This window comes from Geodermatophilus sp. Leaf369 (assembly GCF_001424455.1).
In the GTDB taxonomy this organism is placed as follows: Bacteria; Actinomycetota; Actinomycetes; order Mycobacteriales; family Geodermatophilaceae; genus Klenkia.
This window is the reverse complement of sequence record NZ_LMQA01000001.1, coordinates 1-25,195: the sequence shown is the minus strand read 5'-3', so window position 1 is coordinate 25,195 and position 25,195 is coordinate 1. Positions and strand designations below refer to the sequence as shown.

Annotated in this window: 23 protein-coding genes; 19 read left to right on the top strand and 4 right to left on the bottom strand. The window is 75.2% G+C overall.

Annotated elements, in window-relative coordinates:
* Nucleotides 1–87 precede the first annotated feature (87 nt).
* Genes ASG36_RS00115 through ASG36_RS00095 form a run of 5 tightly spaced genes read left to right on the top strand, consistent with a single transcriptional unit; the run spans nt 88 to nt 6,041 of the window.
* A complete protein-coding gene (locus ASG36_RS00115; RefSeq protein WP_055757833.1) occupies nt 88–834 on the top strand; it encodes an ABC transporter ATP-binding protein in 747 nt (248 codons plus the stop codon).
* Nucleotides 831–1,589, top strand: a complete 759-nt coding sequence (locus tag ASG36_RS00110; RefSeq protein WP_082522679.1) for an ABC transporter ATP-binding protein — start codon at nt 831–833, stop codon at nt 1,587–1,589. Before ASG36_RS00115 ends, ASG36_RS00110 begins: the two co-directional genes overlap by 4 nt.
* Nucleotides 1,586–2,851: an MFS transporter gene (locus ASG36_RS00105; protein ID WP_055757830.1), complete on the top strand. Its 1,266-nt coding sequence runs from the start codon at nt 1,586–1,588 to the stop codon at nt 2,849–2,851. The genes ASG36_RS00110 and ASG36_RS00105 overlap by 4 nt, the downstream gene beginning before the upstream one ends.
* A complete protein-coding gene (locus ASG36_RS00100) occupies nt 2,848–4,329 on the top strand; it encodes an ABC transporter substrate-binding protein (protein ID WP_157498471.1) in 1,482 nt (493 codons plus the stop codon). The genes ASG36_RS00105 and ASG36_RS00100 overlap by 4 nt, the downstream gene beginning before the upstream one ends.
* The gene (locus tag ASG36_RS00095) at nt 4,326–6,041 is read left to right on the top strand and encodes an ABC transporter permease subunit (RefSeq protein WP_200944294.1); all 1,716 of its coding nucleotides are present in this window, start codon (nt 4,326–4,328) and stop codon (nt 6,039–6,041) included. The genes ASG36_RS00100 and ASG36_RS00095 overlap by 4 nt, the downstream gene beginning before the upstream one ends.
* On the opposite strand, the gene ASG36_RS00090 is transcribed toward ASG36_RS00095, so the two are convergent.
* Genes ASG36_RS00090 through ASG36_RS22845 form a run of 3 tightly spaced genes read right to left on the bottom strand, consistent with a single transcriptional unit; the run spans nt 6,018 to nt 8,336 of the window.
* Nucleotides 6,018–7,205 (bottom strand): MFS transporter, encoded by a 1,188-nt coding sequence (locus tag ASG36_RS00090; protein ID WP_082522678.1) that lies wholly within the window; start codon nt 7,203–7,205, stop codon nt 6,018–6,020. The two genes, ASG36_RS00095 and ASG36_RS00090, sit on opposite strands and share 24 nt — an antisense overlap.
* Entirely contained in the window at nt 7,202–7,759 is a 558-nt protein-coding gene (locus tag ASG36_RS00085; protein WP_055757822.1) for a TetR/AcrR family transcriptional regulator, read from the bottom strand. The genes ASG36_RS00090 and ASG36_RS00085 overlap by 4 nt, the downstream gene beginning before the upstream one ends.
* Nucleotides 7,752–8,336, bottom strand: coding sequence for a sugar O-acetyltransferase (locus tag ASG36_RS22845; protein WP_055757821.1), 585 nt, complete (start codon nt 8,334–8,336; stop codon nt 7,752–7,754). The genes ASG36_RS00085 and ASG36_RS22845 overlap by 8 nt, the downstream gene beginning before the upstream one ends.
* A 74-nt stretch (nt 8,337–8,410) precedes the next feature.
* On the opposite strand from ASG36_RS22845, the gene ASG36_RS21680 reads away from it, so the two are divergent.
* From ASG36_RS21680 to ASG36_RS00060, 4 genes are read left to right on the top strand one after another with little or no spacing between them, the layout of a single operon-like run.
* The gene (locus tag ASG36_RS21680; protein ID WP_055757819.1) at nt 8,411–9,049 is read left to right on the top strand and encodes a TetR/AcrR family transcriptional regulator; all 639 of its coding nucleotides are present in this window, start codon (nt 8,411–8,413) and stop codon (nt 9,047–9,049) included.
* Nucleotides 9,050–9,078: 29 nt separating this feature from the next.
* The gene (gene pheS / locus ASG36_RS00070; protein ID WP_055757816.1) at nt 9,079–10,146 is read left to right on the top strand and encodes a phenylalanine--tRNA ligase subunit alpha; all 1,068 of its coding nucleotides are present in this window, start codon (nt 9,079–9,081) and stop codon (nt 10,144–10,146) included.
* Complete coding sequence (gene pheT, locus ASG36_RS00065) at nt 10,143–12,605, top strand: phenylalanine--tRNA ligase subunit beta (protein ID WP_055757813.1); 2,463 nt, start codon at nt 10,143–10,145, stop codon at nt 12,603–12,605. The genes pheS and pheT overlap by 4 nt, the downstream gene beginning before the upstream one ends.
* Nucleotides 12,598–13,380, top strand: a complete 783-nt coding sequence (locus ASG36_RS00060; RefSeq protein ID WP_055757809.1) for an SDR family NAD(P)-dependent oxidoreductase — start codon at nt 12,598–12,600, stop codon at nt 13,378–13,380. The genes pheT and ASG36_RS00060 overlap by 8 nt, the downstream gene beginning before the upstream one ends.
* Here the strand turns inward: ASG36_RS00060 and ASG36_RS00055 are convergent.
* Complete coding sequence (locus tag ASG36_RS00055) at nt 13,377–14,255, bottom strand: diacylglycerol kinase family protein (protein ID WP_235494427.1); 879 nt, start codon at nt 14,253–14,255, stop codon at nt 13,377–13,379. The genes ASG36_RS00060 and ASG36_RS00055 overlap by 4 nt on opposite strands.
* Nucleotides 14,256–14,374: 119 nt before the next feature.
* Here ASG36_RS00055 and ASG36_RS00050 point away from each other — a divergent pair, with 119 nt between their 5' ends.
* From ASG36_RS00050 to tyrS, 10 genes are read left to right on the top strand one after another with little or no spacing between them, the layout of a single operon-like run.
* Nucleotides 14,375–15,598, top strand: coding sequence for an MFS transporter (locus tag ASG36_RS00050; protein ID WP_055757803.1), 1,224 nt, complete (start codon nt 14,375–14,377; stop codon nt 15,596–15,598).
* Nucleotides 15,599–15,614: 16 nt separating this feature from the next.
* Nucleotides 15,615–16,655 carry an N-acetyl-gamma-glutamyl-phosphate reductase gene (argC, locus tag ASG36_RS00045; protein ID WP_055757799.1) on the top strand — a complete coding sequence of 347 codons (1,041 nt, stop codon included), beginning with the start codon at nt 15,615–15,617 and terminating at the stop codon, nt 16,653–16,655.
* Nucleotides 16,652–17,803, top strand: coding sequence for a bifunctional glutamate N-acetyltransferase/amino-acid acetyltransferase ArgJ (gene argJ / locus ASG36_RS00040; protein WP_055757796.1), 1,152 nt, complete (start codon nt 16,652–16,654; stop codon nt 17,801–17,803). Before argC ends, argJ begins: the two co-directional genes overlap by 4 nt.
* Nucleotides 17,800–18,792 carry an acetylglutamate kinase gene (gene argB, locus ASG36_RS00035; protein WP_200944293.1) on the top strand — a complete coding sequence of 331 codons (993 nt, stop codon included), beginning with the start codon at nt 17,800–17,802 and terminating at the stop codon, nt 18,790–18,792. The genes argJ and argB overlap by 4 nt, the downstream gene beginning before the upstream one ends.
* A complete protein-coding gene (locus ASG36_RS00030; protein ID WP_055757793.1) occupies nt 18,789–19,973 on the top strand; it encodes an acetylornithine transaminase in 1,185 nt (394 codons plus the stop codon). The genes argB and ASG36_RS00030 overlap by 4 nt, the downstream gene beginning before the upstream one ends.
* On the top strand, nt 19,970–20,902 hold the full coding sequence (argF, locus tag ASG36_RS00025) for an ornithine carbamoyltransferase (RefSeq protein WP_055757790.1): 933 nt from the start codon (nt 19,970–19,972) through the stop codon (nt 20,900–20,902). The genes ASG36_RS00030 and argF overlap by 4 nt, the downstream gene beginning before the upstream one ends.
* A 7-nt stretch (nt 20,903–20,909) precedes the next feature.
* Nucleotides 20,910–21,431 carry an arginine repressor gene (locus ASG36_RS00020; protein WP_055757787.1) on the top strand — a complete coding sequence of 174 codons (522 nt, stop codon included), beginning with the start codon at nt 20,910–20,912 and terminating at the stop codon, nt 21,429–21,431.
* Entirely contained in the window at nt 21,428–22,870 is a 1,443-nt protein-coding gene (gene argH / locus ASG36_RS00015; RefSeq protein ID WP_055757784.1) for an argininosuccinate lyase, read from the top strand. The genes ASG36_RS00020 and argH overlap by 4 nt, the downstream gene beginning before the upstream one ends.
* Nucleotides 22,871–22,874: 4 nt before the next feature.
* A complete protein-coding gene (locus tag ASG36_RS00010) occupies nt 22,875–23,522 on the top strand; it encodes a DNA-3-methyladenine glycosylase (protein ID WP_235494425.1) in 648 nt (215 codons plus the stop codon).
* Nucleotides 23,519–24,814: a tyrosine--tRNA ligase gene (gene tyrS, locus ASG36_RS00005; RefSeq protein WP_055757779.1), complete on the top strand. Its 1,296-nt coding sequence runs from the start codon at nt 23,519–23,521 to the stop codon at nt 24,812–24,814. Before ASG36_RS00010 ends, tyrS begins: the two co-directional genes overlap by 4 nt.
* The last annotated feature ends 381 nt before the right edge of the window (nt 24,815–25,195 follow it).

The following is a 25,195-nucleotide window of genomic DNA, read 5'->3' as shown; positions in this document are numbered from 1 at the left end:
TGGGTGCGTGGCTGCACCCATGCGCAGTCGTTGATGCGAACGTCTTGCAGTTAGGGTCGCCGGACACCCACCCGAGGAGTCCGCCGCGTGCTGCACGTGCACGACCTGTCCGTCACCAGCCCCACCCACACGCTCCTCACCGGGGTCTCCTTCGAGCTGTCCGCCGGTGAGCGGGTCGGGATCGTGGGGGCGTCGGGGGCCGGCAAGTCCCAGCTGGTCGGCGCCGTCCTCGGGCTGACCCCGCCGGGGCTGATCGTCTCCGGCAGCGTGCAGATCGAGGGCACCGAGGTGGTCGGGGCCCGGCCCGGCGTCTGGCGCCCGTTGCGCGGTCGGGCCACCGCCCTGGTCGCCCAGGACCCGGGCACCGCGCTGGACCCGCTGACCCGGGTGGGCCGACAGGTGGCGCTGCCGCTGCGGGCCCAGGGCGTGGCCCGCGCCGGGGCCCGGGACCGCGCCCGCGCGCTGCTGGCCGAGGTCGGGCTGCCCGACGCCGACCGCCGGTTCCCCAGCCAGCTCTCCGGCGGCCAGCGGCAGCGGGTCGCACTGGCGATGGCCCTGGCCGGCGCCCCTCGGCTGCTGGTGGCCGACGAACCGACCTCGGCCCTGGACCCCACCGTGCAGGCCGACGTCCTCGACCTGCTCGACCGGGTGACGACGGAGGGGGCGCTGCTGCTGGTGACCCACGACCTCGCCGTCGCCACCCGGCTCTGCACCCGGCTGCTGGTGCTCGCCGAGGGCCGCCTGGTCGCCGACGGGCCGGTGGCGCAGGTGCTGGCCGACCCGCTGCTGGCCGACGTCGTGGCCGCGTCCCGCGAGCTGGCGGTGCACCGGTGACCGCCCCGTTGCTGGAGGCCCGCGGGCTCACCCGCCGGTACGGCCGGACGACGGCCCTGGACGACGTCTCGCTCACCCTGGCCGCCGGCGAGCGGCTGGCGGTGGTGGGGGAGTCCGGGTCGGGCAAGTCCACGCTGGCCCGGCTGCTGCTGGCCCTGGACACCCCCGACGCCGGCACCGTCGCCCTCGACGGGCGGGCCGTGCGGCCGGGGTCGTCGCGGTCGCTGCGCTGGTTCCGCCGGCGGGTGCAGACCGTCCCGCAGGACCCCTCCCGCTCGTTCAACCCGCGGATGCGGGTCGGCGCGGCCGTCGCCGAGCCCCTGGCCTGCCTGCAGGTGCACGGAGACCACTCCGCCCGGGTCGCCGAACTGCTCGTCGCCGTCGGCCTGGAGCCCGACGCCGCCACCCGCTGGCCGCACGAGTTCTCCGGCGGTCAGCGGCAACGGCTGGCGATCGCCCGGGCGCTGGCCCCGCGTCCGGAGCTGCTGATCGCCGACGAGCCGGTGAGCGCGCTGGACGTCGTCGTCCGGCTGCAGGTCGTGGACCTGCTGGCCGAGCTCTCCGCGGCCGAGGGCCTGGCGCTGCTGGTGGTCTCCCACGACCTGGGCGTCGTGCAGCACCTCTGCAACCGGGTGCTGGTGCTCGACGGGGGCCGGGCCGTGGAGGAGGGCCCGGTCGACCGGGTCTTCGCCGCACCCGCCAGCCCGGTCACCGCCCGTCTCCTGGACGCCGTCCCCACCCTGGCCCCGGCGTGAGCTGGGCGCCCGGGGTGCTGGTGCGCCGGCTCCCTGCCGTCCCGCGGCTGCTGCTGGCCAGCCAGCTCGCCTTCAACATCGGCTTCTACCTCGTCGTGCCGTTCCTCGCCGTGCACCTGAGCGAGGACCTGGCGCTGGCCGGCGGGGTGATCGGTCTGGTGCTCGGCATCCGCACCTTCAGCCAGCAGGGGCTGTTCTTCCTCGGCGGCGGACTGGCCGACCGGTTCGGGGTGAAGCCGGTCGTCGTGGTCGGCTGCCTGATCCGGATCGCCGGGTTCGGGGTGCTCGCCGTCGTGCAGAGCCTGCCCGGGGTGCTCGTCGGGGTGGTGCTGGTCGGGTTCGCCGCGGCGCTGTTCTCCCCGGCCGTGGAGTCCGCGCTGGCCGACCAGGGCCGGCAGCTGGAGGAGGCCGGGGTGGCCACCCGGGCCGAGGTGTTCGGGCTGGACGCGATCGCCTCCAAGCTGGGCTCGGTCACCGGGCCAGTGCTCGGTGCGCTGCTGCTCGGCGTCCCGTTCGGGATCACCTGCCTGGTCGCGGCCGGGGTCTTCGTGGTCGTCCTGGTCGCCCACGTGGTGCTGCTCCCGCGGGACCTGCGCACCGGGGTCGGCGAGGTCGAGCCGATGACCGCCGGGTGGGGGCAGGTGCTGCGCAACCGCCGGTTCCTGGCGTTCACCGCCTGCTACTGCACCTACCTGCTGTCCTACAACCAGCTCTACCTGGCGCTGCCCGTCGAGCTCACCCGGGCCACCGGCGGGCAGGGTGCGCTGGGCTGGCTCTTCGTGCTCGCCGCGGTGAGCGTGCTGCTCTTCCAGCTGCCGGTCACCGGTCGGGCCCGCCGCGTCGGCCCCCGCGTGGCCCTCCCGCTGGGCTTCGGGCTGATGAGCGCCTCGTTCCTGCTCGTCGCCGTGCTGGCCCCGCTCACGCCACCGACCGGCAGCGGGGCGCTGGCCCCCGCCGTGGGGTTCGTGCTGCTGCTCTACACCGGGCAGATGATCGCCGTCCCGGTCGCCCAGGACCTCGTGCCCCGGCTCGCGGGGGAGCGCCGGCTCGGGGCGCACTTCGGCGTCCTGGCCTCGGCCGGCGGCCTGGCCGTGCTCCTCGGTAGCACCGGCGCCGGGGCCCTGCTCGACCTCGCCGAGACCCCGCAGCCTGCGGCCGCCGTCCCCTGGCTCGTCCTCGCCGCCCTGCCCGCCGCCTCCGCGGTCGGGTTGTGGGCGCTGACCCGTCGTCCCGTCCCCACCCCCGTAGGAGACCCCTCGTGAAGCGCCGCACCGCCCTGCTCGCCGCCCCCGTCCTGCTGGTCAGCGGGTGCTTCTCCGGAGGCGGGGGGAGCAGCAGCGACGACGGCGCCGACCGGATCCGGCTCGCGCTGGCCTTCCCCCCAGTCGCCGCCCTCTCGCCGTGGACCGACGACGCGGTGCTGCTGACCCGGATGGGGGTGGCCGAGAGCCTGGTGGCCTTCGACGCCTCGGGTGCCGCGCAGCCCCAGCTCGCCGAGTCCTGGGAGTCCACCGACGACCGGACGGCGGTGCTCGAGCTGCGCGACGACGTCGTCTTCCACGACGGCACCCCGATGGACGCCGAGGCCGTCGCCGGGTCGCTGAACGCCGCCGCCGCGGCCGACCCGCCGGTGCGGGTGCTCACCGGGGTGGGCCTGACCGCCACCGCCGTGGACGAGGACACCGTGCAGGTCCAGGCCGCGCAGGCCGACCCGTTGCTGGTGCAGCGCCTGGGCGCCCCGGCCCTGGTGGTGCTCTCCCCGGACGCCTACGGCGAGGGCGCCCCCGACCCGGTCGGGCACGGCACCGGCCCCTACGCGATCACCGCGGTGCAGGGCACCCAGTCCGCGACGCTGGACGCCGCCACCGCCTACTGGGACGGCACGCCGGCCGCCGACGGGGTGGACGTCCGCTTCGTCGACGACGCCGGGGCCCGCACCTCCGCGCTGCGGGCGGGCGAGCTCGACGTGGTGCAGGGCGTGCCGGTCGCGCAGCTGCCGACCCTGGGCGAGGACCAGCGCGTGGTGACGACGTCGCTGCCACGGGTCACCGCCCTGTCGCTGAACACCTCCACCGGGGTCTTCGCCGACCCGGCGCTGCGGGCCGCCGCCGTGGCCGCGGTCGACGCCGAGCCGGTCGTGGAGGGCGTCTTCGAGGGCCAGGCCGACGTCGCCCCGGGGCTGCTGACCGACGCCACCCTGGGCTCGGCCGCACGACCCGCGCCGGTGCTGCCGAGCGCCGCCGACCCGGCCGGTGCGTCGATCCGGTTGGCCACCTACGACGACCGGCCCGAGCTGCCCGAGGCCGCCGCGGTGCTCGCCGAGCAGCTGCGCGCGGCCGGGTTCACCGTCGAGGTGGTCGTGCAGACCTACGCCACGCTGGAGCCCGACCTGTTGGCCGGCGCGTTCGACGCGGTGCTCGGCAGCCGGCTCACCCTGCTGGACACCGGCGACCCGATCGGCTTCTTCGGCACCGACTACACCTGCGACGGCGGCTACAACCTGGCCCGGCTGTGCGAGCCGGCCGTCGACGCCGCGGTCGAGGCGGCCGGCGCACTGACCGACCCGCTGGAGCGCCGGCAGGCAGCGGCCGACCTCGAGGCGGCTGTGCTGTCCACCGGTGCCGTCGTCCCGGTGCTGCACGAGCAGAGCCGGACCGGGGTCGCCCAGGGCGTGCAGGGCGTCGGCGAGGACCCCTTCGAGCGGCAGGTCGTCACGGTCGCCACCACCACCGGCCGGTGACGACGGCGGTCCTGCAGCGCTCGGCCGGGGTCGCCGGCGCGCTGGCCGGCACCGCGCTGCTGGTCGGCGCGCTGCCCTGGCTGTCCGGGGAGGACCCGGCCCGGTCGGTGCTGCGCGCCCGGGAGATCGACAGCGCCGCCGACCCGGCCACCCTGGACGCCGTCCGGGACCAGCTGGACCTGCCCGCGGACCCGGTCACCGGGACGCTGGGCTGGGCCGGCCGGGTGCTCACCGGGGACCTGGGCACCTCCTGGGTGTCGGGCACCCCGGTCGCCGACACCGTCCTGCCCGCCCTCGGCGTCTCGCTGACCGTGGCCGGCACGGCGAGCCTGGTCGCGCTGGTGCTGGCCGGGCTGCTGACCGTGCCCGCCCTGCTGCGGGCCGCCGAGGGACGGCTCAGCGGAGGTGGGGTGGGAGCTGCTGTCGGTGGTGCGCTGGCCGCCCTGCCGGAGTTCGTGCTGGCCGTGCTGCTGGTCTCGGTGGTCGCCGTCGGCTGGGGGCTGCTGCCCACCTCGGGCTTCACCGGGCCGGCGAACCTGGTGCTCCCGGTGCTCGCCCTCGGCATCCCGGCCGCGGGCGTGCTGGCCCGGCTGCTGGCCGGCGCGGTGGCCGCGGCGGCGGGGGAGTCCTGGGTGCGCACCTGGCGGGCCGCCGGCGTGCGGCGCGGGACGATCGCGGCGTCCCTGGGCCGGCGGGCGGTGAGCGTCGTCGTCCCGCAGGTGCTGCTCCTGCTGGTCGGCACGCTGGGTGCGGCCGCGGTCGTGGAGGCCGTCTTCGACGTGCCCGGGCTGGGCGGGGTGGCCCTGGCCGCCGCGCTGGACCAGGACGTGCCGGTCGTGCAGGCCGCGGTGGTGCTGCTGGTCGGGCTCGGGCTGCTGGTCGGCGGCGGCGGGCTGCTGGCGCACCGGCTGCTGCTCGGCCCGGCGCTCCGCGGCAGCGGCTTCACCCCCGAGCTGCTCCCGCCCGGACGGCGGCCGCGCAGGGTGGCGGTCGCGGTCACCGTCGTCCTGGTGGTCGCCGTGGTCGCCGGGCTGCTGCGCAATCCGGCGGCGCAGGACGTCGCGGCGAGGCTCGCCGCACCCTCGTGGACGCACCCCTTCGGTGCCGATCCGCTGGGCCGCGACGTGCTGGCCCGGTTCGGGCACGGCGCACTGCTCAGCGTCGGGCTGGCCGTCGTCCTCGCCGCGCTCGCGCTGGTCGTCGGGCTCGCGGTGGGCCTCCTGGGCCGGGGCGACCGCTCCGGGCCGGCCGACGTGCTGAACGCACTGCCCGCCGTCGTCGTCGGCATCGTGGTCGCCGCGGTCACCGGGCCGGGGCTGCTCGCCGCCTGCCTGGCGGTGAGCCTGGTCGCCTGGATCCCGCTGGCGGTGCACGCCCGCACGCTGGCCGCCGAGGCCCGCGCCTCCGGGTTCCACGTCGCCGCGGTGGCCGGTGGCGCCGGGCGCTGGCACGTGCTGCGCCGCCACCTGCTGCCCGTCGTCGGGCCCCCGGTCGTACGGCACGCCCTGGTGCGCGTGCCGCACGCCTCGCTGGCCCTGGCCGGCCTGTCCTTCCTCGGCCTCGGCGCGGGGGCGGAGTCCCCCGAGTGGGGCCGGGCCCTGGCCGAGACCACCGGCTACCTGGAGCGTGCGCCCTGGGTGGTCGCCGCCCCCGCGGCCGGGCTGGTGCTGCTGGGCGTGATCGCCGCGTCAGCCGACCCGCGTGCGCAGTGACCGGCCGAGCACCAGCACCAGCAGCCCGGCCAGCACCACCGACAGCAGCCCCACCCGCAGACCCACCGCGTCCGCGACGAAGCCGATGAGCGGCGGGGAGACCAGGAAGCCGATCCGGAGCAGCAGGTTGACCGCGGTGAGGCCCACGCCGGTCGGCAGGCCGGGCAGCGCGTCGGCCGCGGCGTAGACCGCCGGCACCAGGGTGGCCACGCCCAGACCGGCCAGGGCGAAGCCCACCACGGTCGTGGGCACCGACGGGAGGCCCAGCATGAGCCCGAACCCGGCGGCGATCACCGCGCCACCGACCCGGGCGACGACCCGCTGACCGAACCGGTCGACCACCCGGTCCCCGGTCAGCCGGCCCACGGTCATCGCCACCTGGAACGCCACGAACCCCAGCCCGGCGGTCACCACGGTCGCGCCCAGGTCGTCGCGCAGCCAGATCGCGCTCCACGACGCGGCGGAGTCCTCGACGAACGCGGCCGCCGCGGCCAGCAGCCCCAGCACCACCAGCGCGAGGACGGCGGTCCGGCGCGCGCTGCGGGCCCCGGGCGCGGTCGGGGCCGTCTCGGGGGCGGGCTCGGCGTCGTCCCGACCGGGCAGCATCCACCGCCGGATCAGGACGGCGACGGCACCGAACACCACGGCCGAGACGCCCAGGTGCACCTCCAGCGGCACACCGAGCCCGGCCACCACCGAGCCCAGGAGCCCGCCGGCGACCGCACCCAGGCTCCAGAGCCCGTGCAGTGCGTTGAGGATCGACCGGCCGTACCCGCGTTGCACCCGCAGCCCGTGGGCGTTCTGCGCCACGTCGACGATCGCGTCCAACGCCCCGACCAGCAGCAGGGCCAGCGCCAGCACCCACCAGCTCGGTGCCGCCGCCGCCCCGGCCACCCCGACGCCCAGACCCAGCAGGCCCAACGAGGCCACCGGTCCCGACCCGAGGCGGGCGATGAGGACGGCGGCGAGCGGGCCCATCACCAGCGCGCCCAGCGGGGCGGCGGCCAGCGCCGTGCCCAGGGCGGCGTTGGAGAGCCCGAGGTCGTCGCGCAGCTCGGGCAGCCGGGGGATCAGGTTGGCGTAGAAGACCGCGTTGAGCGCGAAGCAGGTGGCGACGGCGACCCGGGCGCGCTGCAGCTGACGGGTGGGAGCGGCGGTGGTCACGGGGTGACCTCCAGGACGCGGGCGAGCACGGCGCGGGTCTCCTCGCGGGTGGGTGGGGCGGTGGTGAGGATGGCGTGCATGGTCAGGCCCTCCATGACGCCGTCGAGGGCGCGGGCCAGGCCGGGCTCCAGGACGCGCTGCAGGGTCTCCCGGCTGCTGCCCATCCAGGACTCGGTGACCTCGCGCAGCGCCGGGTCGCGCAGCGCGGCCAGGTAGAGCTCGTAGGCCACGGCCCACTCGCGCGGTGAGGCCCGGTGGCCCTCCAGCACGAAGTCGGTGGCCGCCTCGAGCATCGAGGCCCGGTCGGTCACCCCGGCGAAGTGCGCCCGGAAGACCTCGGCCATCGTCGCGGCGTGCCGGGCGAAGGCGGCCCGGACCAGGTCGCCGAGACCGTCGAAGTGGTAGGTCACCGAGCCCAGCGGCACGTCGGCGGCAGCCGCGATCCGGCGCGAGGTCAGACCGGCCAGGCCGTGCTCGGCGATCACGTCGAGGGTGACGTCGACCAGCCGGTCGCGGCGGTCGGGGTCGAACCGGCGGGTCGGGGCGTCACCCACCGTCGACCGACCGGACCACCCGGGCCGGGTTGCCCACGGCGACCACCCCGGCCGGCAGGTCCCGGGTGACCACCGAGCCGGCCCCGACGACGGTGTCCCGGCCGATGGTGACCCCGGGCAGCACGACCACGCCGCCCCCGAGCCACACGTTGTCCTCCAGCGTGATCGGCGCCGAGCCCTCCCACTTGTCCCGCCGCGGGCCGGGCTCGACCGGGTGGGTGGCGGTCAGCAGCTGCACGCCGGGACCGATCTGGACGTCGTCCCCGATCGTGATCCGGCCGACGTCCAGGGCGACCAGGCCCCAGTTGACGAAGGTCCGGGCGCCGACGGTGGTCTGGTACCCGTAGTCGCAGTGGAACGGGGCGCGGATGGTGCTGTCCGGGCCGAACGCGCCGAGCAGGTCGGTCAACAGCTCCCGGCGGGCGTCGACGTCGGCCGGGTCCAGGCCGTTGTAGCGGTGGGCCAGTGACTGGGCGCGGGCGTTCTCCCGGGCCAGGTCGGGGTCGTCGGCGGTGTAGGCGTCACCGGCCAGCATCCGCTCGCGCATGGTCCGGGTGTCCTCGACGGGGGAGCTCATGGCGGCAGACCCTAGCCGACGATGTGTACGTCCGTACACAAGCAGGACGACCGGGGGGCTGGGAGACTCACCCGGTGACCCCAGCCGGACGCTCCGACGGCCGCTCCTCGCGGTGGACCGAGCACCGGCGGGCGCGTCGGGTGGAGTTCGTCGCCGCCGCCGTGGAGTCGGTCCGGCGCACCGGTCCCGAGCTGGCCGTCGAGGACGTCGCCCGCACCGCCGGGGTCAGCAAGACCGTGCTCTACCGGTACTTCGCCGACAAGGACGAGCTGGTCGACGCCGTGCTGGAGCGGGTCAGCACCGAGATCCTGCTGCCCCGGCTGCTGGGGGAGCTCGCCGCCGACCGGCCCGGGGACGTCGACCGGCTGCGCGCCGTCGTCGCCGCGTTCGTCGCGATCATCGAGGACGAGCCGGCGCTCTACCGGTTCGCCTACGCCCAGGCCGGGCGCGCCGGGCGGGCCGACCTCGTCGCCCAGACCGAGCGCGAGGTGGCCGAGGCGCTGGCCTGGGTGATGGGGGAGCGGCTGGTCGACCACGGCCTGGACCCCGCCCCCACCGCCACCTGGGCCTACGGGGTGGTCGGCATGGTCCAGCTGGCCGCGCACTGGTGGTCCACCGCGCGCACGGTGCCGGCCGCGGAGCTGGTCGACCAGCTGACCGCGCTCGCCTGGGGCGGGCTGTCCACCCTGCTGCCCCCGGCCCCGACCGACTGAGCAGCCCGCGGCAGGCAGAATGGCCTCCCGTGTCTGGTGCCAACGACCCCTACGACCCCAAACAGGTGGCGGCCCTCTCGGCCGACGCCCTGGACGCCGCCGTCGCGGCCGGGGTGGAGGCCTTCGCCGGGGCGGGTGACCTGGAGTCCCTCGCCGCCGTCCGGCCCGCCCACCTGGGCGACCGCGCGCCGGTGCTGCTGGCCCGCCGCGAGCTCGGCGCGCTGCCCCCGGCGGCCCGCAAGGACGCCGGTCAGCGGGTCAACGCCGCCCGGGTGGCACTGACCGACTCCTACGCCGAGCGGCTGGCCACCCTGGAGGCCGAGCGCGACGAGCGGGTCCTCGCCGAGGAGCGGGTCGACGTCACCCTGCCCTGGGACCGCACCCCCCGCGGCGCCCGGCACCCGCTGACCACGCTGAACGACCGGATCGCCGACGTCTTCGTCGGGATGGGCTACGAGGTCGCCGAGGGTCCGGAGCTGGAGAGCGAGTGGCTAAACTTCGACGCCCTCAACACCGGCCCCGACCACCCGGCCCGCTCGCTGGCCGACACCTTCTTCGTCGCGCCGGAGGGCTCGGGCCTGGTGCTGCGCACGCACACCAGCCCGGTGCAGGCCCGCACCATGCTCGAGCGCACGCCGCCGATCTACGTCGTCGCGCCCGGGCGGGTTTACCGCACCGACGAGCTCGACGCCACGCACACCCCGGTCTTCCACCAGGTCGAGGGCCTGGCCGTGGACCGCGGGCTCACCATGGCCCACCTGCGCGGCACCCTGGAGGCGCTGGCCAAGGCGCTGTTCGGGGAGGACTCGCAGATCCGCTGGCGGCCGCACTTCTTCCCCTTCACCGAGCCCTCGGCGGAGTTCGACGTGTTCTTCCCCGAGCACCGCGACGGCCCGCAGTGGGTCGAGTGGGGCGGCTGCGGGATGGTCAACCCCCGGGTGCTCACCGCCTGCGGGATCGACCCCGAGGAGTACAGCGGGTTCGCCTTCGGGATGGGCATCGAGCGCGCCCTGCAGTTCCGCCACGGCGTGGGCGACATGCGCGACATCGTCGAGGGCGACGTCCGGTTCACGCGAGCGTTCGGAGTAGAGCAGTGAAGGTCCCCGTCAGCTGGTTGTCCGAGCACGTCGACCTGCCCGCGGGCATCGGGGTCACCGAGCTCGAGGACGTCTTCGTGCGGCAGGGCCTCGAGGTGGAGGACGTGCTGCGGGCACCGGTCACCACCGGCCCCCTCGTCGTCGGTCGGGTGCTGGAGATCGAGGAGCTCACCGGGTTCAAGAAGCCGATCCGGTACTGCCAGGTGGACGTCGGCAACGAGACCCCCCAGGGCATCGTCTGCGGCGCCCGGAACTTCGCCGTCGGCGACCTCGTCGTCGTCGCGCTGCCCGGGGCCGTGCTGCCCGGCGACTTCGCCATCGCCGCCCGGACGACGTACGACCACGTCTCCGACGGGATGATCTGCAGCTCCCGCGAGCTGGGCGTGGGCGAGGACCACGACGGCATCCTGGTGCTGGGCACCGACGGCATCGCCCCGGGCACCCCGGCGGCCGGCGTCGTCGGGCTGGACGACGTCGTCTTCGACCTCGAGGTCACCACCGACCGCGGCTATTGCATGGCCATCCGCGGCATCGCCCGCGAGGTCGCCGGCGCGCTGGCCGCCGAGTGGCGTGACCCGGCCGCGGCCACCCCGCCCGCCTGGTCGGGCGAGCCGGCCTGGACCGTCGAGGTCACCGACCCGCAGCGCTGCGACCGGTTCTCCATGATCGCGATGGAGGGCCTGGACCCGGCCGCGCCCAGCCCCTGGTGGCTGCGTCGCCGGCTGGCCCAGTCGGGCATCCGCTCCATCTCACTGGCCGTCGACGTCACCAACCTGGTGATGGTCGAGCTCGGCCAGCCGATGCACGCCTTCGACCGGTCCGCCGTCCGCGGGCCGATCGTGGTGCGCACGGCGGCCGCCGGCGAGCGGCTGACCACCCTGGACGGCGTCGACCGCGCGCTGGACCCCGACGACCTGCTGATCACCGACGAGAGCGGCCCGATCGGCCTGGCCGGGGTGATGGGCGGCCGGTCCACCGAGATCGGCGACGGCACCACCGCGGTGCTGCTGGAGGCCGCGCACTGGGAGCCCACCGGCATCGCCCGCGGCGTCCGCCGGCACAAGCTGCCCAGCGAGGCGGCCAAGCGCTTCGAGCGCGGCACCGACCCCGACGTCACCGTCGTCGCGCTGGCCCGGGCCGCGGCCCTGCTGGCCGAGTACGGCGGCGCCACCGTGGTCGGCGGCGTGGTGGACGTCGACGCGCGCGCCCCGCGCCCGGAGATCTCCCTGGCCGTGGACCGGCCCAGCCGCACCGCGGGCATCCCGATCAGCACCGACCAGGTCGTGGACGCCCTGCGCACGGTGGGCGCCTCCGTCGAGCTGTCGGGCGACCGGCTGCTCGTCGTCCCGCCGTCCTGGCGCCCGGACCTCACCGACCCGGCCGACCTGGTCGAGGAGGTCGTCCGGGCCGTCGGCTACGACGAGATCCCCTCGGTGCTGCCCACCGTGCCCCCGGGCCGCGGGCTCACCGCCACCCAGCGCCGCCGGCGCTCGATCGGCCGCGCGCTGGCCGAGGCCGGGTACGTGGAGGCGCCGTCCTACCCGTTCCTGGGCACCCGGGTGCTCGACGCCCTCGGCCTGCCCGACGACGACCCGCGCCGGGACGTCGTCACCCTGCGCAACCCGCTCTCGGAGCAGGAGCCGTCGCTGCGCACCACGCTGCTGCCGGGCCTGCTGGCCACCCTGGCCCGCAACCTGGGCCGGGGCCAGCGCGACCTGGCCGTCTTCGAGCACGGCGCGGTGTTCCCGGCCGGTGACGGCGCGGTCGCCCCGCTGCCCGGTGTCGACCGGCGTCCCGACGACGAGACGCTCGCCGCGCTGCTGGGCGCGGTGCCGGTGCAGCCCTGGCACGTCGGGGTGGTCCTCGCCGGCACCCGGGAGCCCCGCGGCTGGTGGGGTCCTGGCCGTCCGGCCGTCTGGGCCGACGCCGTGCAGGCCGCCCGGCTCGTCGCCGACGCCGCCGGGGTCGAGCTGACGGTGCGCGCCGCCGAGCACGCGCCCTGGCACCCCGGCCGCTGTGCCGAGCTGCTGGTGGGGGAGACCGTCGTCGGGCACGCCGGCGAGCTGCACCCCCGGGTCTGCGCCGCCCTCGAGCTCCCGCCGCGCACGTCGGCGATGGAGCTGGACGTCGACGCGCTGCCGGACAAGGCGGTCGCCCAGGGCCCGCACGTCGCGTCGTTCCCGCCCGTGCGGATGGACGCCGCGCTCGTGGTGCCCGCGGAGCACCCGGAGGCCACCGTGCGTGCGGCGCTCGCCGCCGGCGCCGGGGAGCTGCTGGAGGACCTGCGGCTCTTCGACGTCTACACCGGCTCGCAGGTCGCCGACGGGCAGCGGTCGCTGGCCTACGCGTTCGTCTTCCGGGCGCCGGACCGCACGCTCACCGGCGAGGAGGCCCAGGCGGCCTTCGACGCCGCCGTCGAGTCCGCCCGCGCCGCGACGGGGGCCGTGCTCCGTGGGTGACCTCGACGGGACCGTCGCGCTGGTCACCGGCGCCTCCACCGGGATCGGCCGGGCGCTCGCCGAGGGCCTGGCCGCCCGCGGTGCCGCGGTCGCCGGCCTGGCGCGCGGCGCCGAGCGGCTGACCGCGGCCATGGCCGAGATCCCCGGCCGGACGCTCGCGGTGCCCGCCGACGTCACCCACCTCGCCGACGTCCGGGCTGCCGTCGCCCGGGTGGAGGCCGAGCTCGGCCCGGTCGACCTGCTGGTCAACAACGCCGGGCTCATCGACGCCGCCGAGGTGCCGGTCTGGGAGGCCGACCCGGAGCAGTGGTGGTCGGTGGTGGAGAGCCAGCTGCGCGGCCCGTTCCACCTGGTGCAGGCCGTCGTGCCGTCGATGGTCGCCCGCGGCACCGGCCGGGTGGTCGACGTGACCAGTGGCCTGGCCACCCGGGTCGACCCGCACTACAGCGCCTACTGCGTCGGCAAGGCCGGCCAGCTCCGGATCACCGAGTCCCTCGCCGCCTCGGGCGTGCTCGCCTTCGACGTGGCCCCCGGGGTGGTCGACACCCCGATGACCCGCTCGATGGCCATGTGGGACGGCTACGAGGACTGGACCCCGGTGTCCGCCGTCGTCGACCTCGTGGCCGCGATCGCCGAGGGGCGGCTCGACGCCTGGTCGGGACGCTTCGTCCGGGCCGGCAAGGACACCCTCGACGCGCTGGCCGCGGCCACCCCGACCGACGCCGAGCGCCGGCTCCGGCTGCTGCCGTACGGGACGACCGACCCGGTCGCCTAGAACAGGGTGCGCAGCGCCCCCGGGGCGATGTCGACGGTGACGGTGGTGTCGGCCTCGAGCTCGACCAGCTCACCGTCGAGCTGCAACGGCATCGGGGTCAGCACGGTCAGCTCGTGGTGGGTCGCGGTGGGCTGGGCGCCCAGGCCGACCGTGGCCGCCTTGACCGCGGTGGCGAGCACCTTGAGCTTGCTGGTGCGCCGGTTGACCACCAGCTCGAACCGGCCGTCGTCGGGCCGGCCGCCCTCGGACAGCTTGGCGACCTTGGCCATCTGGGCGATGTTGGCGTACAGCAGGCTGTCGATCTCGATCTGCTGGCCGTCTTCCAGCCGCACCGGGAAGGGGCGGAAGCTGCGGAACCCGCGGACCACCGACGCGATCTCGCGCCACGAGCCCTTGCCGCCGGCCTCGATGTCCACCGCGACGACCGGGGTGATCCCCAGGCCGATGTAGGAGTGGGCGTAGCGCACCTCGTCGTGGCCGCCGCCGGCCAGGGTCAGCCGGAGCAGGTCCATCTGCGTGGTGTCCCCGGCCACGATCGCGTCGGCCAGCGGCCGGGTGCGGGTGACCCGCCGGTGGTCGTTGGCGTTGCCCGCGGCCCGCACCGCAGCGGTCGCCTCGGGGTTGTCGGCCTGCATGACGCCGTCGACGACCTCGTTGTAGCCGCCGTCCCCGCTGACCGAGACCACCAGCGGTCGGCCGTGCGCCGCCGCCTTCCGGGCCAGGTCGCGGGCGTGCCCGGCGTGCTGGGTGGGCGCCATCTCCAGCGGGGTGCCGGGGAGCCGGCGGGCCAGCTCCTCGCTCAGGTCCTCGGCGAGCGCGGGGGCGTCCCCGGTGCTCTTCGGGTTGAACACGATCACGATCTTGTCGAACGACACCGTCGGCCTCTCGTCGAACGTCGGGGGACGGCGTCGTCCCGACCGGCTGATCATGGCCGACGGCGACGTGCCCCGCCGGGTGGACCCGCGGGGCCCCCGCGTGCGGCAGGCTGCCGGGCGTGGCGGACGGGGAGCGGCTGTCGGCGGACTTCTGGCGGCTCTGGGGCGCCGGCGTGGTGTCCCGGCTGGGCGGCGGGATGCAGAGCGCCGCCGGTCCGCTGCTGGCCGCGACGCTCACCCGGGACCCGCGGCTGGTCGCGTTGGTGTCGGTGTCGGCCGGGCTGCCGTGGCTGCTGTTCGCGCTGCACACCGGTGCGCTGGCCGACAGGTGGGACCGCCGCCGCACCATGGTGGTCTGCGACCTGGTGAGCGCCACCTTGCTCGCCGCCCTCGCCGTGCTGGTGCTCCTCGACGGGGCCGGCCTGTGGGTGCTGTGTGCCGTCGCCTTCGCCGCGGCCACGGTGAGCACCCTCTTCGACAGCGCGAGTCAGGCCGCGCTGCCCTCGATCGTGCCCACGCCGCTGCTGGGAGCGGCCAACAGCCGGCTGTACACCGGCGTCGTCCTGACCGGGCTGTTCGCCGGCCCGCCGCTGGGCAGCTGGTTGTTCACCCAGGCCCCGGCGGTGCCCTTCGCCGCGAACGCCGTCTCCTTCGTAGGCTCGGCGCTGCTGGTGGCCGCGATCCGCCGTCGCTTCACCGCCGCCGAGCGCTCGGGCACTCGGATCGGAACCGAGATCGCCGAGGGCGTCCGCTGGTTGTGGCAGCACCGGCAGCTGCGCGCCCTGGTCGTCCTGCTCACCGCCTGGAACCTCACCGAGACCGCCTACCTGGGCATCCTCGTGCTGTACGGCCTGGAGGTCCTGGGGCTGCCCGCGTCCGGCTACGGGGTGCTGCTCACCGGGGTGGCGGTCGGTGGGGTGCTCGGTGCGCTGGCTGCGCCCCGGGTGGAGCGCCGGATCGGCACCGGGACGACGATCGCCGGCACGGTCGGGCTGACCGTGCTGGGCACCGTCGTGCTGTCGGTGACCCGGGAACCGGTCGTGGCAGTGGTGGCCCTGGGCGTGGTCGGGCTGGCCGCCTTCGCCTTCAACGTGGTGTCGGTCAGCTACCGGCAGGCCGTCGTCCCGGACCGGTTGCAGGGGCGGGTCTCCAGCGCCTACCGGTTCGCCACGTGGGGCGTCGCCCCGGTCGGTGCCGGTCTCGGCGGGGTGGCCGCGGCGGCCTTCGGCGTCCCCGCGGTGTTCGTCGGGGCTGCCGTCGTGCTGACCGCCGCAGGGGCGGTGGTGCTGCCCCGGTTGACCGACCGCCACCTGCAGGCGGCACTGCACGATCATCCGGCCTAGTGCATACTCATGCATCGTGAGTGGACAACAGACGTGGACGGTCGGGGTCACCGGCGCCACCGGGTACGCGGGCGGTGAGGTGTGCCGGCTGCTGGCCGGGCACCCGCAGCTGCAGCTGACCGGGGTGCACGCAGCATCGAGCGCCGGCCGACGCCTGGGGGAGTCCCAGCCCCACCTGCTGCCCTACGCCGACATGGTCGTGCAGCCCTCCGACCCGTCCGACCTGGCCGGTTACGACGTCGTCGTCCTGGCCCTGCCGCACGGTGCGTCCGGCGCCATCGCCGCGGGGCTGCCCGACGACGTCCTTGTGCTCGACTGCGGCGCCGACCACCGGCTCAGCGACCCCGCGGCCTGGGAGCGGTGGTACGGCAGCGAGCACGCCGGCACCTGGCCCTACGGCCTGCCCGAGCTCCCCGGCCAGCGCGCGGTGCTCGCCGACGCGCGGCGGATCGCCGTCCCCGGCTGCTACCCGACCAGCGTGACCCTCGCGATGGCCCCCGCCCTGGCGGCCGGTCTGGTCGAGCCCGAGGTGGTCGTCGTCGCGGCCTCGGGCACCTCCGGTGCCGGCCGGGCCGCCAAGCCGAACCTGATCGGTTCGGAGGTGATGGGGGCCGCCAGCGCGTACGGCGTGGGCGGTGTCCACAGGCACACCCCGGAGATGACGCAGAACCTGTCGGTGGCCGCCGGTAGGACTGTCGGCGTGAGCTTCACCCCGACCCTGGTGCCCATGGCCCGCGGCATCCTCGCCACCTGCTCGGCCAAGGTGCTGCCCGGCGTCGACGCCGCAGCTGCCCGGGCCGCCTACGAGCAGGCCTACGCCAACGAGCCCTTCGTGCACCTGCTCCCGGAGGGCCAGTGGCCCACCACCGCCGCCGTGCTCGGCGCCAACACCGTCGCGCTGCAGGTGACCGTCGACCCGGATGCGGGCCGGCTGGTCGTCGTCGCGGCGGTGGACAACCTGACCAAGGGCACGGCGGGCGGGGCGCTGCAGTGCGCCAACATCGCCCTCGGCCTCCCCGAGACCACCGGTCTCCCGCTCGTCGGAGTCGCACCGTGACCACCACCGCACCCCAGGGCTTCCGGGCCGCCGGCGTCGCCGCCGGGCTCAAGTCCTCCGGCGACCCCGACGTCGCCCTCGTCGTCAACGACGGGCCCGACGACGTCGCCGCCGCCGTGTTCACCACCAACCGCTTCCCGGCCGCTCCGGTCCTGTGGAGCCGCCAGGTGCTCGGCGACGGCCGCGCCCGGGCCGTCGTGCTCAACTCCGGCGGGGCCAACGCCTGCACCGGCCCCGAGGGCTTCGGCGACACGCACGCCACCGCCGAGCACGTCGCGCAGACCCTCGGGCTGGGCGCCATCGACGTCGCGGTGGCCTCCACCGGGCTCATCGGTGTCCGGCTGCCGATGGAGAAGCTGACCGCCGGCGTCACCGACGCCGCGGCCCAGCTGTCCACCGACGGCGGTCCGGCCGCCGCGCGGGCGATCATGACCACCGACTCGGTGCCGAAGACGACGGTGCAGACGGGCGAGGGCTGGACGGTCGGCGGGATGGCCAAGGGCGCGGGCATGCTGGCGCCCAGCCTGGCCACCATGCTCGTCGTGCTCACCACCGACGCGGTGGTGACCGCCGACGTGCTGGCCCCGGCCCTGCGGCACGCGACGGAGCACTCCTTCGAGCGGGTCGACAGCGACGGCTGCCTGTCCACCAACGACACCGTGCTGGTGCTGGCCAACGGCGCTTCCGGCGTCACCCCCACCGCCGAGGAGCTCGGGGCCGCCCTCGACGCGGCCTGCCTGGACCTGGCGATGCAGCTCCTGGCCGACGCCGAGGGCAGCACCAAGGACATCGCGATCGAGGTCCGCAACGCCGCGTCCGTGGCCGACGCCCTCACGGCGGCCCGGGCCTGCGCCCGCAACAACCTGCTCAAGACCGCGCTGTTCGGCAACGACCCAAACTGGGGCCGGGTGCTCGCCGCGATCGGCACCACCGACGCCGCGTTCGAGGCCGACCAGGTCGACGTGACCATCAACGGGGTCACCGTCTGCCGGGGCGGGGCGATCGGCGACAGCCGGGACGGCGTGGACCTCACCGGCCGGAGCATCAGCATCGACGTCGACCTGCGGGCCGGCTCCGAGCGCGCCACGGTGTGGACGAACGACCTGTCCATCGCCTACGTGCACGAGAACTCGGCGTACTCGACGTGACCACCGAGGACCCCACCCCGCCCGACGTGCGGCCGGACGAGGTGCCCCCGAAGCGCCGGGTCGGCACCAGCCGGGTCATGCGCACCCAGGACCCCGAGGGCGACGCGGCGAAGGTCGCCGTCCTCACCGGGGCCCTGCCCTGGCTCAAGGAGTTCCACGGCAACGTCGTCGTCGTGAAGTACGGCGGGCACGCCATGGTCGACGACGAGTGCCGGGCCGCGTTCGCCGAGGACATGGTCTTCCTGCGGACCTGCGGCATCCTGCCCGTCGTCGTGCACGGCGGCGGACCGCAGGTGAGCCGGATGCTGTCCCGGCTGGGTGTGGAGAGCGAGTTCCGCGGCGGCCTGCGGGTCACCACCGAGGAGACCATCGGCGTCGTCCGGATGGTGCTCGTCGGACAGGTCGGCCCCGAGGTGGTCGGGCTGATCAACAGCCACGGGCCGCTGGCCGTCGGGCTGAGCGGTGAGGACGGCGGGCTGTTCACCGCCCAGCGCACCCAGGCCGTCGTGGGCGGTCAGCCGGTCGACGTCGGGCTGGTCGGTGACGTGGTCGCGGTCGACCCGGCGCCGGTGACCGCGCTCCTGGAGGCCGGGCACATCCCGGTCGTCGCCACGGTCGCCCCCGACGTGGACGGCCAGCTGCACAACGTCAACGCCGACACCGCGGCGGCGGCCCTGGCCGTGGCGCTGGGTGCGGTCAAGCTCGTCGTGCTCACCGACGTCGAGGGCCTTTACTCCGACTGGCCCGACCGGGACTCCCTCGTCGAGCAGATCGACAGCGCCGAGCTGGCCGAGATCCTGCCGACCCTGGACGCCGGGATGATCCCGAAGATGGCCGCGTGCCTGCGCGCCGTGGAGGGCGGGGTGGACCGGGCGACCGTCGTGGACGGTCGGCTGCCGCACGCCCTGCTGCTGGAGATGTTCACCACCGAGGGCACCGGGACGATGGTCGTCCCTGCCTCACCGACCCCCGAGGAGGGTTCAGCATGACGAGCACAGAGGAGCTGACCCGCCGCTGGTCGGCGGTGATGATGGGCAACTACAAGACCCCGCCGGTCGCCCTGGCGTACGGCCGGGGTGCCAGCGTCTGGGACGTCGACGGCCGTGAGTACGTCGACCTGCTGGGCGGCATCGCCACCACGATCCTGGGCCACGCGCACCCGTCGGTGGTCGCAGCGATCACGAAGCAGGCCGCGGTGCTGGGCCACGTGTCGAACCTGGCGATGCACGAGCCCGGGGTGACCCTGGCCGAGCGGCTGCTGGAGCTGGCCGGGCGCCCGGGACGGGTCTTCTTCTGCAACTCCGGCGCCGAGGCCAACGAGGCCGCCTTCAAGATCAGCCGTCTCACCGGCCGGCCCGAGGTGGTCACCGCCCTGGGCTCGTTCCACGGCCGGACCATGGGCTCGCTGGCACTGACCGGCCAGCCGGCCAAGGCGCAGGCGTTCGCCCCGCTGCCCGGCGGCGTGCGGCACGTGCCCTACGGCGAGCCCGACGCCCTCGAGCTCACCGAGCAGACCGCGATGGTGCTGCTGGAGCCGATGCTCGGTGAGGGCGGCGTGCTGCCGGCCCCGGCGGGCTACCTGGCCGCCGCGCAGGCCCAGGCCCGCGAGGTCGGTGCGCTGTTCGCCGTCGACGAGGTGCAGACCGGGTCCGGCCGCACCGGGCAGTGGTTCGCGCACGCCGCCGACAGCGTCACCCCCGACGTGATCACCCTGGCCAAGTCGATCGGCGGCGGACTCCCGCTGGGCGCGACGCTGGCCTTCGGGGACTCCGCCGAGCTCCTCGGCGCCGGCTCGCACGGCTCCACCTTCGGCGGCAACCCGATCGCGGCTGCCGCGGCTCTCGCGGTGCTCGACACCATCCGCGACGAGGGCCTGCTCGAGCGGGCCAAGGACCTCGAGCACCGGTTCACCACCGGCATCGAGGGTCTGGGCCACCCCGCGATCAGCAGCGTCCGGGGACGCGGTGCCCTGCTCGGCGTCGTCCTCACCAGCGAGGTCGCGCCGCAGACCGAGGTCGCACTGCGCGGTGCGGGGTACCTGACCAACGCGGTCGCCCCCGACGTCGTCCGGCTGGCGCCCTCGCTCGTCGTCACCGACGCCCAGGTCGACGCCTTCGTCGAGGCCCTCCCGGCCGCCCTGGACACCGCACTGCAGGAGGCCGGCCAGTGAGCCCGCGGCACTTCACCAAGGACGACGACCTCAGCCCGGCCGAGCAGGCCGAGGTCCTGGCGCTGGCGGCGGAGCTCAAGAAGACGCGGCACACCGCCGACGCCCCGACCCCGTTGGCCGGCCCCCGCTCGGTGGCCGTCGTGTTCGACAAGCCCTCCACCCGCACCCGGGTGTCCTTCTCCATCGGGGTCGCCGAGCTCGGTGGCTACCCGCTGGTGATCGACGCGGCCGGCAGCCAGCTCGGCCGGGGGGAGCCGATCGAGGACACCACCCGGGTGCTCGACCGGCAGGTCGCCGCGATCGTCTGGCGCACGTTCGGGCAGGACCGGCTGGAGGCGATGGCCGCGGTCAGCAGCGTGCCGGTGGTCAACGCACTCACCGACGCCTACCACCCGTGCCAGATCCTGGCCGACCTGCAGACCATCGCCGAACGCCGGACGACCCTGGCCGGACTCACGCTGACCTACCTGGGCGACGGCGCCAACAACATGGCGCACTCCTACGCCCTGGGTGGCGCCACCGCCGGCATGCACGTGCGGATCGGCTCCCCGGCGGGCTTCGCTCCCGACCCGGCGATCATGGCCCGCGCGGCCGAGGTGGCCGCGCAGACCGGTGGCTCGGTCACCTGGACCGCCGACCCGGCCGCGGCAGCTGACGGGGCGGACGTGCTGGCCACCGACACGTGGGTGTCGATGGGCCAGGAGGACGACGGCATCGACCGGGAGGCCCCGTTCCGGCCCTACGCCCTCGACGAGCAGGCGCTGGGCCGGGCGGCCTCGGACGCCGTCGTGCTGCACTGCCTGCCCGCCTACCGCGGCAAGGAGATCGCCGCGTCGGTCATCGACGGCCCGCAGAGCGCGGTGTTCGACGAGGCGGAGAACCGGCTGCACGCCCAGAAGGCCCTGCTCACCTGGCTGCTGTCCCTGTGACCCGACGATGACCTCGGCGCTGAGCCGGCCGGCCCGGCACGCCCGGATCGCCGAGCTCATCACGGCCCAGCCGGTGACCAGCCAGGCACACCTGGCGCGGTTGCTGGCCGAGGCCGGCGTCGAGGTCACCCAGGCCACGCTGTCCCGGGACCTGGAGGAGCTCGGCGCGGTCAAGATGCGTGGTTCCGACGGGGTGCCGGCGTCCTACGTGCTGCCCCCGGAGAACGCCCCGCTGCGCCCGGCGCAGTCCGCGCCCGGTCGGCTGACCCGGATGCTGGGCGAGCTGCTGACCAGCGCCGAGGGCAGCGCCAACCTGGCCGTGCTGCGCACCCCTCCGGGGGCAGCGCAGTTCCTGGCCTCGGCCCTGGACAAGGTCGGCCTCCCCGACGTCCTGGGCACCATCGCCGGCGACGACACTCTGCTGGTCGTCTCCCGCGACCCGGTCGGCGGCGCCGCGCTCGCCGACCGCCTGCTGGCGCTGGCCGCCGGCAGCCCCGCCTCCGACCCCGAAGGACGTCCCGCACCGTGAGCACCGCACCGACCGGTTCCGACACCAGGCTCTGGGGAGGCCGGTTCGGCGGTGGCCCGTCCGCGGCGATGGCCGCCCTCTCCAAGTCCACCGATGTCGACTGGCGGCTGGCCCCCTTCGACCTGGCCAGCTCCCGGGCGCACGCCCGGGTCCTGCACCGCGCGGGGCTGCTCACCGCCGACGAGCTCGAGCAGATGGTGGGTGCGCTCACCGAGCTCTCCGCCGAGGTCGCCGACGGCACCTTCACCGCGATCGAGGCCGACGAGGACGTGCACGAGGCCCTCGAGCGCGGCCTCACCGCCAAGCTCGGCACCCTCGGCGGCAAGCTGCGCGCCGGCCGCTCCCGCAACGACCAGGTCGCCACCGACCTGCGGCTCTACCTCCGGCACCACGTCCGGTCCCTGGTGGGCGACCTCGCCGACCTCGAGCAGGCGCTGGTCGGGCTGGCCGAGCGGTACCGCACGGTGGCCGCCCCCGGCATGACCCACCTGCAGCACGCCCAGCCGGTGCTCATCGCCCACCAGCTGCTGGCGCACGCGCACTCCTTCGCCCGCGACGTCGACCGGCTGCTCGACTGGGACCGCCGCACCGCGGTCAGCCCGCTGGGTGCCGGTGCCCTGGCCGGCTCCTCGCTGCGGTTGGACCCCGACGCCGTCGCCGCCGAGCTCGGCTTCGACCGCGCCGCCGACAACTCCATCGACGCCGTCAGCGACCGGGACTTCGCCGCCGAGTTCTGCTTCGCGGCCGCCCTGCTCGGGGTGCACCTGTCCCGGCTGGGGGAGGAGGTCGTGCTCTGGACGTCGACCGAGTTCGGCTGGGCTCGCCTCGACGACGCCTGGGCCACCGGGTCCTCGATCATGCCGCAGAAGAAGAACCCCGACATCGCCGAGCTGGCCCGCGGCAAGGCCGGCCGCTTCGTCGGCAACCTGACGGGCCTGCTGACGATGCTCAAGGGGCTGCCCCTGGCCTACGACCGCGACCTGCAGGAGGACAAGGAGCCGGTCTTCGACTCCATCGAGCAGCTCGCCCTCCTGCTGCCCGCGGTCACCGGGATGATCGCCACCCTCACCCTGCGCCCCGAGGTGCTGGAGGCAGCCGCCCCCCAGGGGTTCGCGCTGGCCACCGATGTCGCCGAGTGGCTGGTGTCGGCCGGGGTGCCGTTCCGGTCGGCGCACGAGATCAGCGGCGCCATGGTCGCCCGCTGCGAGGAGCTCGGCGTCGAGCTCGACGAGCTCACCGACACCCAGCTCAGCGAGGTCTCCGAGCACCTGACGCCCGAGGTCCGCACCGTCCTGTCGGTGCCGGGCGCCCTCGCCGCCCGCAAGGCCCGCGGTGGGACGGCCCCCGAGCGGGTCGCCGAGCAGCTGGAGTCGCTGACCGCACTGGTGGCCGACCACCGTTCCTGGGCCGGGGCCTCCCCGGTCGCTGCCGCACTCTGAGCCGGTGGTGCGACCCGGGCCGCTCGTCACCCCCGACGAGCTGCTCGGGCGGCCCGAGGTGGTGGCGCCGTCCCTGCTCGGCTGCTGGCTGATCACCGAACGCCCCGAGGGCACCGTCGCGGTGCGGCTGACCGAGGTGGAGGCCTACTCCGGGGCCGGCGACGATCCGGCGGCCCACTCCCACCGCGGGCCCACCCCGCGCTCGGCGGTCATGTTCGGGCCGCCCGGGCACCTGTACGTGTACTTCAGCTACGGCATGCACTGGTGCGCCAACGTGGTGGTGGGCCACCAGGGGGAGGGGTCGGCCGTCCTGCTCCGGGCCGGGGAGGTGGTGGCCGGTCTCGAGCCGGCCCGGACCCGGCGGCCCGCCTCGTCCACGGAGCGCGACCTCGCCCGGGGGCCGGCCCGGTTGACCTCCGCGCTCGGGATCGGCCCGGACGACCGGGACGCCTGGTTGCTGTCGCCGTCCTCGCCGGTGCGCCTGCACCACGGCACACCACCGGCGTCGGTGACCGCCGGACCCCGGGTCGGGATCACCCACGCGGCGGACCTGCCGTGGCGGTTCACCGAGACCGGCGCCGCCACCGTGAGCGCCTTCCGTGCAGGGGTGCGGACGACGCGACGGGCTGCCGGGCAGGATGGAGCCCCGTGAGCACCCTTGACGTCGTCGACGAGCTGCACCGCCGCGGGCTGATCGCCCAGAGCACCGACGAGACCGCCCTGCGCGCCTCGCTGGCCGAGGGCACGGTCACCTACTACTGCGGCTTCGACCCCACCGCGGCCTCGCTGCACGTCGGCCACCTGATCCAGTTCATGGTGCTGCGCGCCCTGCAGCGCGCCGGCCACCAGCCGATCGTGCTGGTCGGGGGAGCCACCGGTCTCATCGGTGACCCCCGCCCCTCGGCCGAGCGCACCCTGAACTCACCGGAGCTGGTCGCCGAGTGGGTGGAGCGCATCCGCGCCCGGGTCGCGCCCTTCCTCGATCGGCCCGCCGCCGAGGAGGGCCTGCGGGCACCGGTGTACGTGAACAACCTGGACTGGACGGCGCCCCTGTCGGCGATCGACTTCCTCCGGGACCTGGGCAAGAACTTCCGGGTCAACCGGATGCTGGCCAAGGAGGCCGTCTCGGCCCGGCTGAACAGCGACGCCGGGATCAGCTACACCGAGTTCAGCTACCAGATCCTGCAGGCCAACGACTTCCGCGAGCTCTTCGAGAGGCACGGCTGCACGCTGCAGACCGGGGGCTCGGACCAGTGGGGGAACATCACCGCCGGCACCGACCTGGTCCGGCGCACCCACGCCACGTCCGTGCACGCGCTGGGGACGCCGCTCATCACCCGGGCGGACGGCACGAAGATCGGCAAGACCGAGGGTGCGACGGTCTGGTTGGACCCCGAGCTCACGAGCCCCTACCGGTTCTTCCAGTACTGGTTGGGTCTGGACGACGTGGACGTGCGCGCCTGGTTGCCGTTGTTCTCCGAGCGCCCTCTCTCCGAGGTGGCGGAGCTGATCGCGTCGTCGGAGGAGAAGCCGCAGGCACGCGAGGCCCAGCGGGCCCTCGCCGAGGAGCTCACCCGACTCGTGCACGGGGACGACGAGCTGCGCCAGGCGGAGGCGGCCGGGCGCGCGCTCTTCGGCCGGGCCGAGCTCACCGACCTGTCGCCGGACACCCTCGAGGCGGCGCTGTCCGAGGCCGGGGTGACGACGGTCGAGGGGGAGTGGCCCACCCTGGCCGCGCTCTTCCAGCAGTCCGGCTTGTGCTCTTCGCTGTCGGACGCCCGACGCACGATCAAGGAGGGCGGGGCGTACCTGAACAACGTCCGGGTGACCGACGGGGAAGCGGTTCCGGGGGCCTCGGACGTCCTGCCAGGAGGATGGCTCGTCCTGCGCCGCGGGCGTCGCACGGTCGCCGGCGCCCGCCAGAGCGCCCCCACCGGGGTCTGACCTGCGCCTCAGCGTCGTGTGAACGGCGCGTGACGGGCGGGTTCCGACCAGGTGGCGGGCGTCACCCGGTCGCGGGTTTGACAGCCCCCGCCGCGGCACGTAACTTTCTCTCTGCGCCGGGAACGACCGCGAGGTCGGGCCTGAGACGCCGAGCAGGACAATCCACTGGGAAGACGAAGCTCCTCTAGGGCTGGCGTTCCTGAGTGTCCGCTCCTTGAGAACTCAACAGCGTGCTGAAAGTCAGTGCCATATGTTTTACCCCAGTCCTGGGGTGCCTTCGGGTTTGCCAGGATGGGTTCCTTTGGTTGATTGACATCGAGAGTGCCAACTCTTGGTTCTCAGCCGTGATCAAATCATCTACGGAGAGTTTGATCCTGGCTC

Bases quoted from the DNA above. Each gene is read 5' to 3' on its own strand.
- ASG36_RS00020 (WP_055757787.1), top strand. From the start codon at position 20,910: ATGACCTCGGCGCTGAGCCGGCCGGCCCGGCACGCCCGGATCGCCGAG.
- ASG36_RS22845 (WP_055757821.1), bottom strand. From the start codon at position 8,336: ATGAGCTCCCCCGTCGAGGACACCCGGACCATGCGCGAGCGGATGCTG.
- ASG36_RS00030 (WP_055757793.1), top strand. From the start codon at position 18,789: ATGACGAGCACAGAGGAGCTGACCCGCCGCTGGTCGGCGGTGATGATG.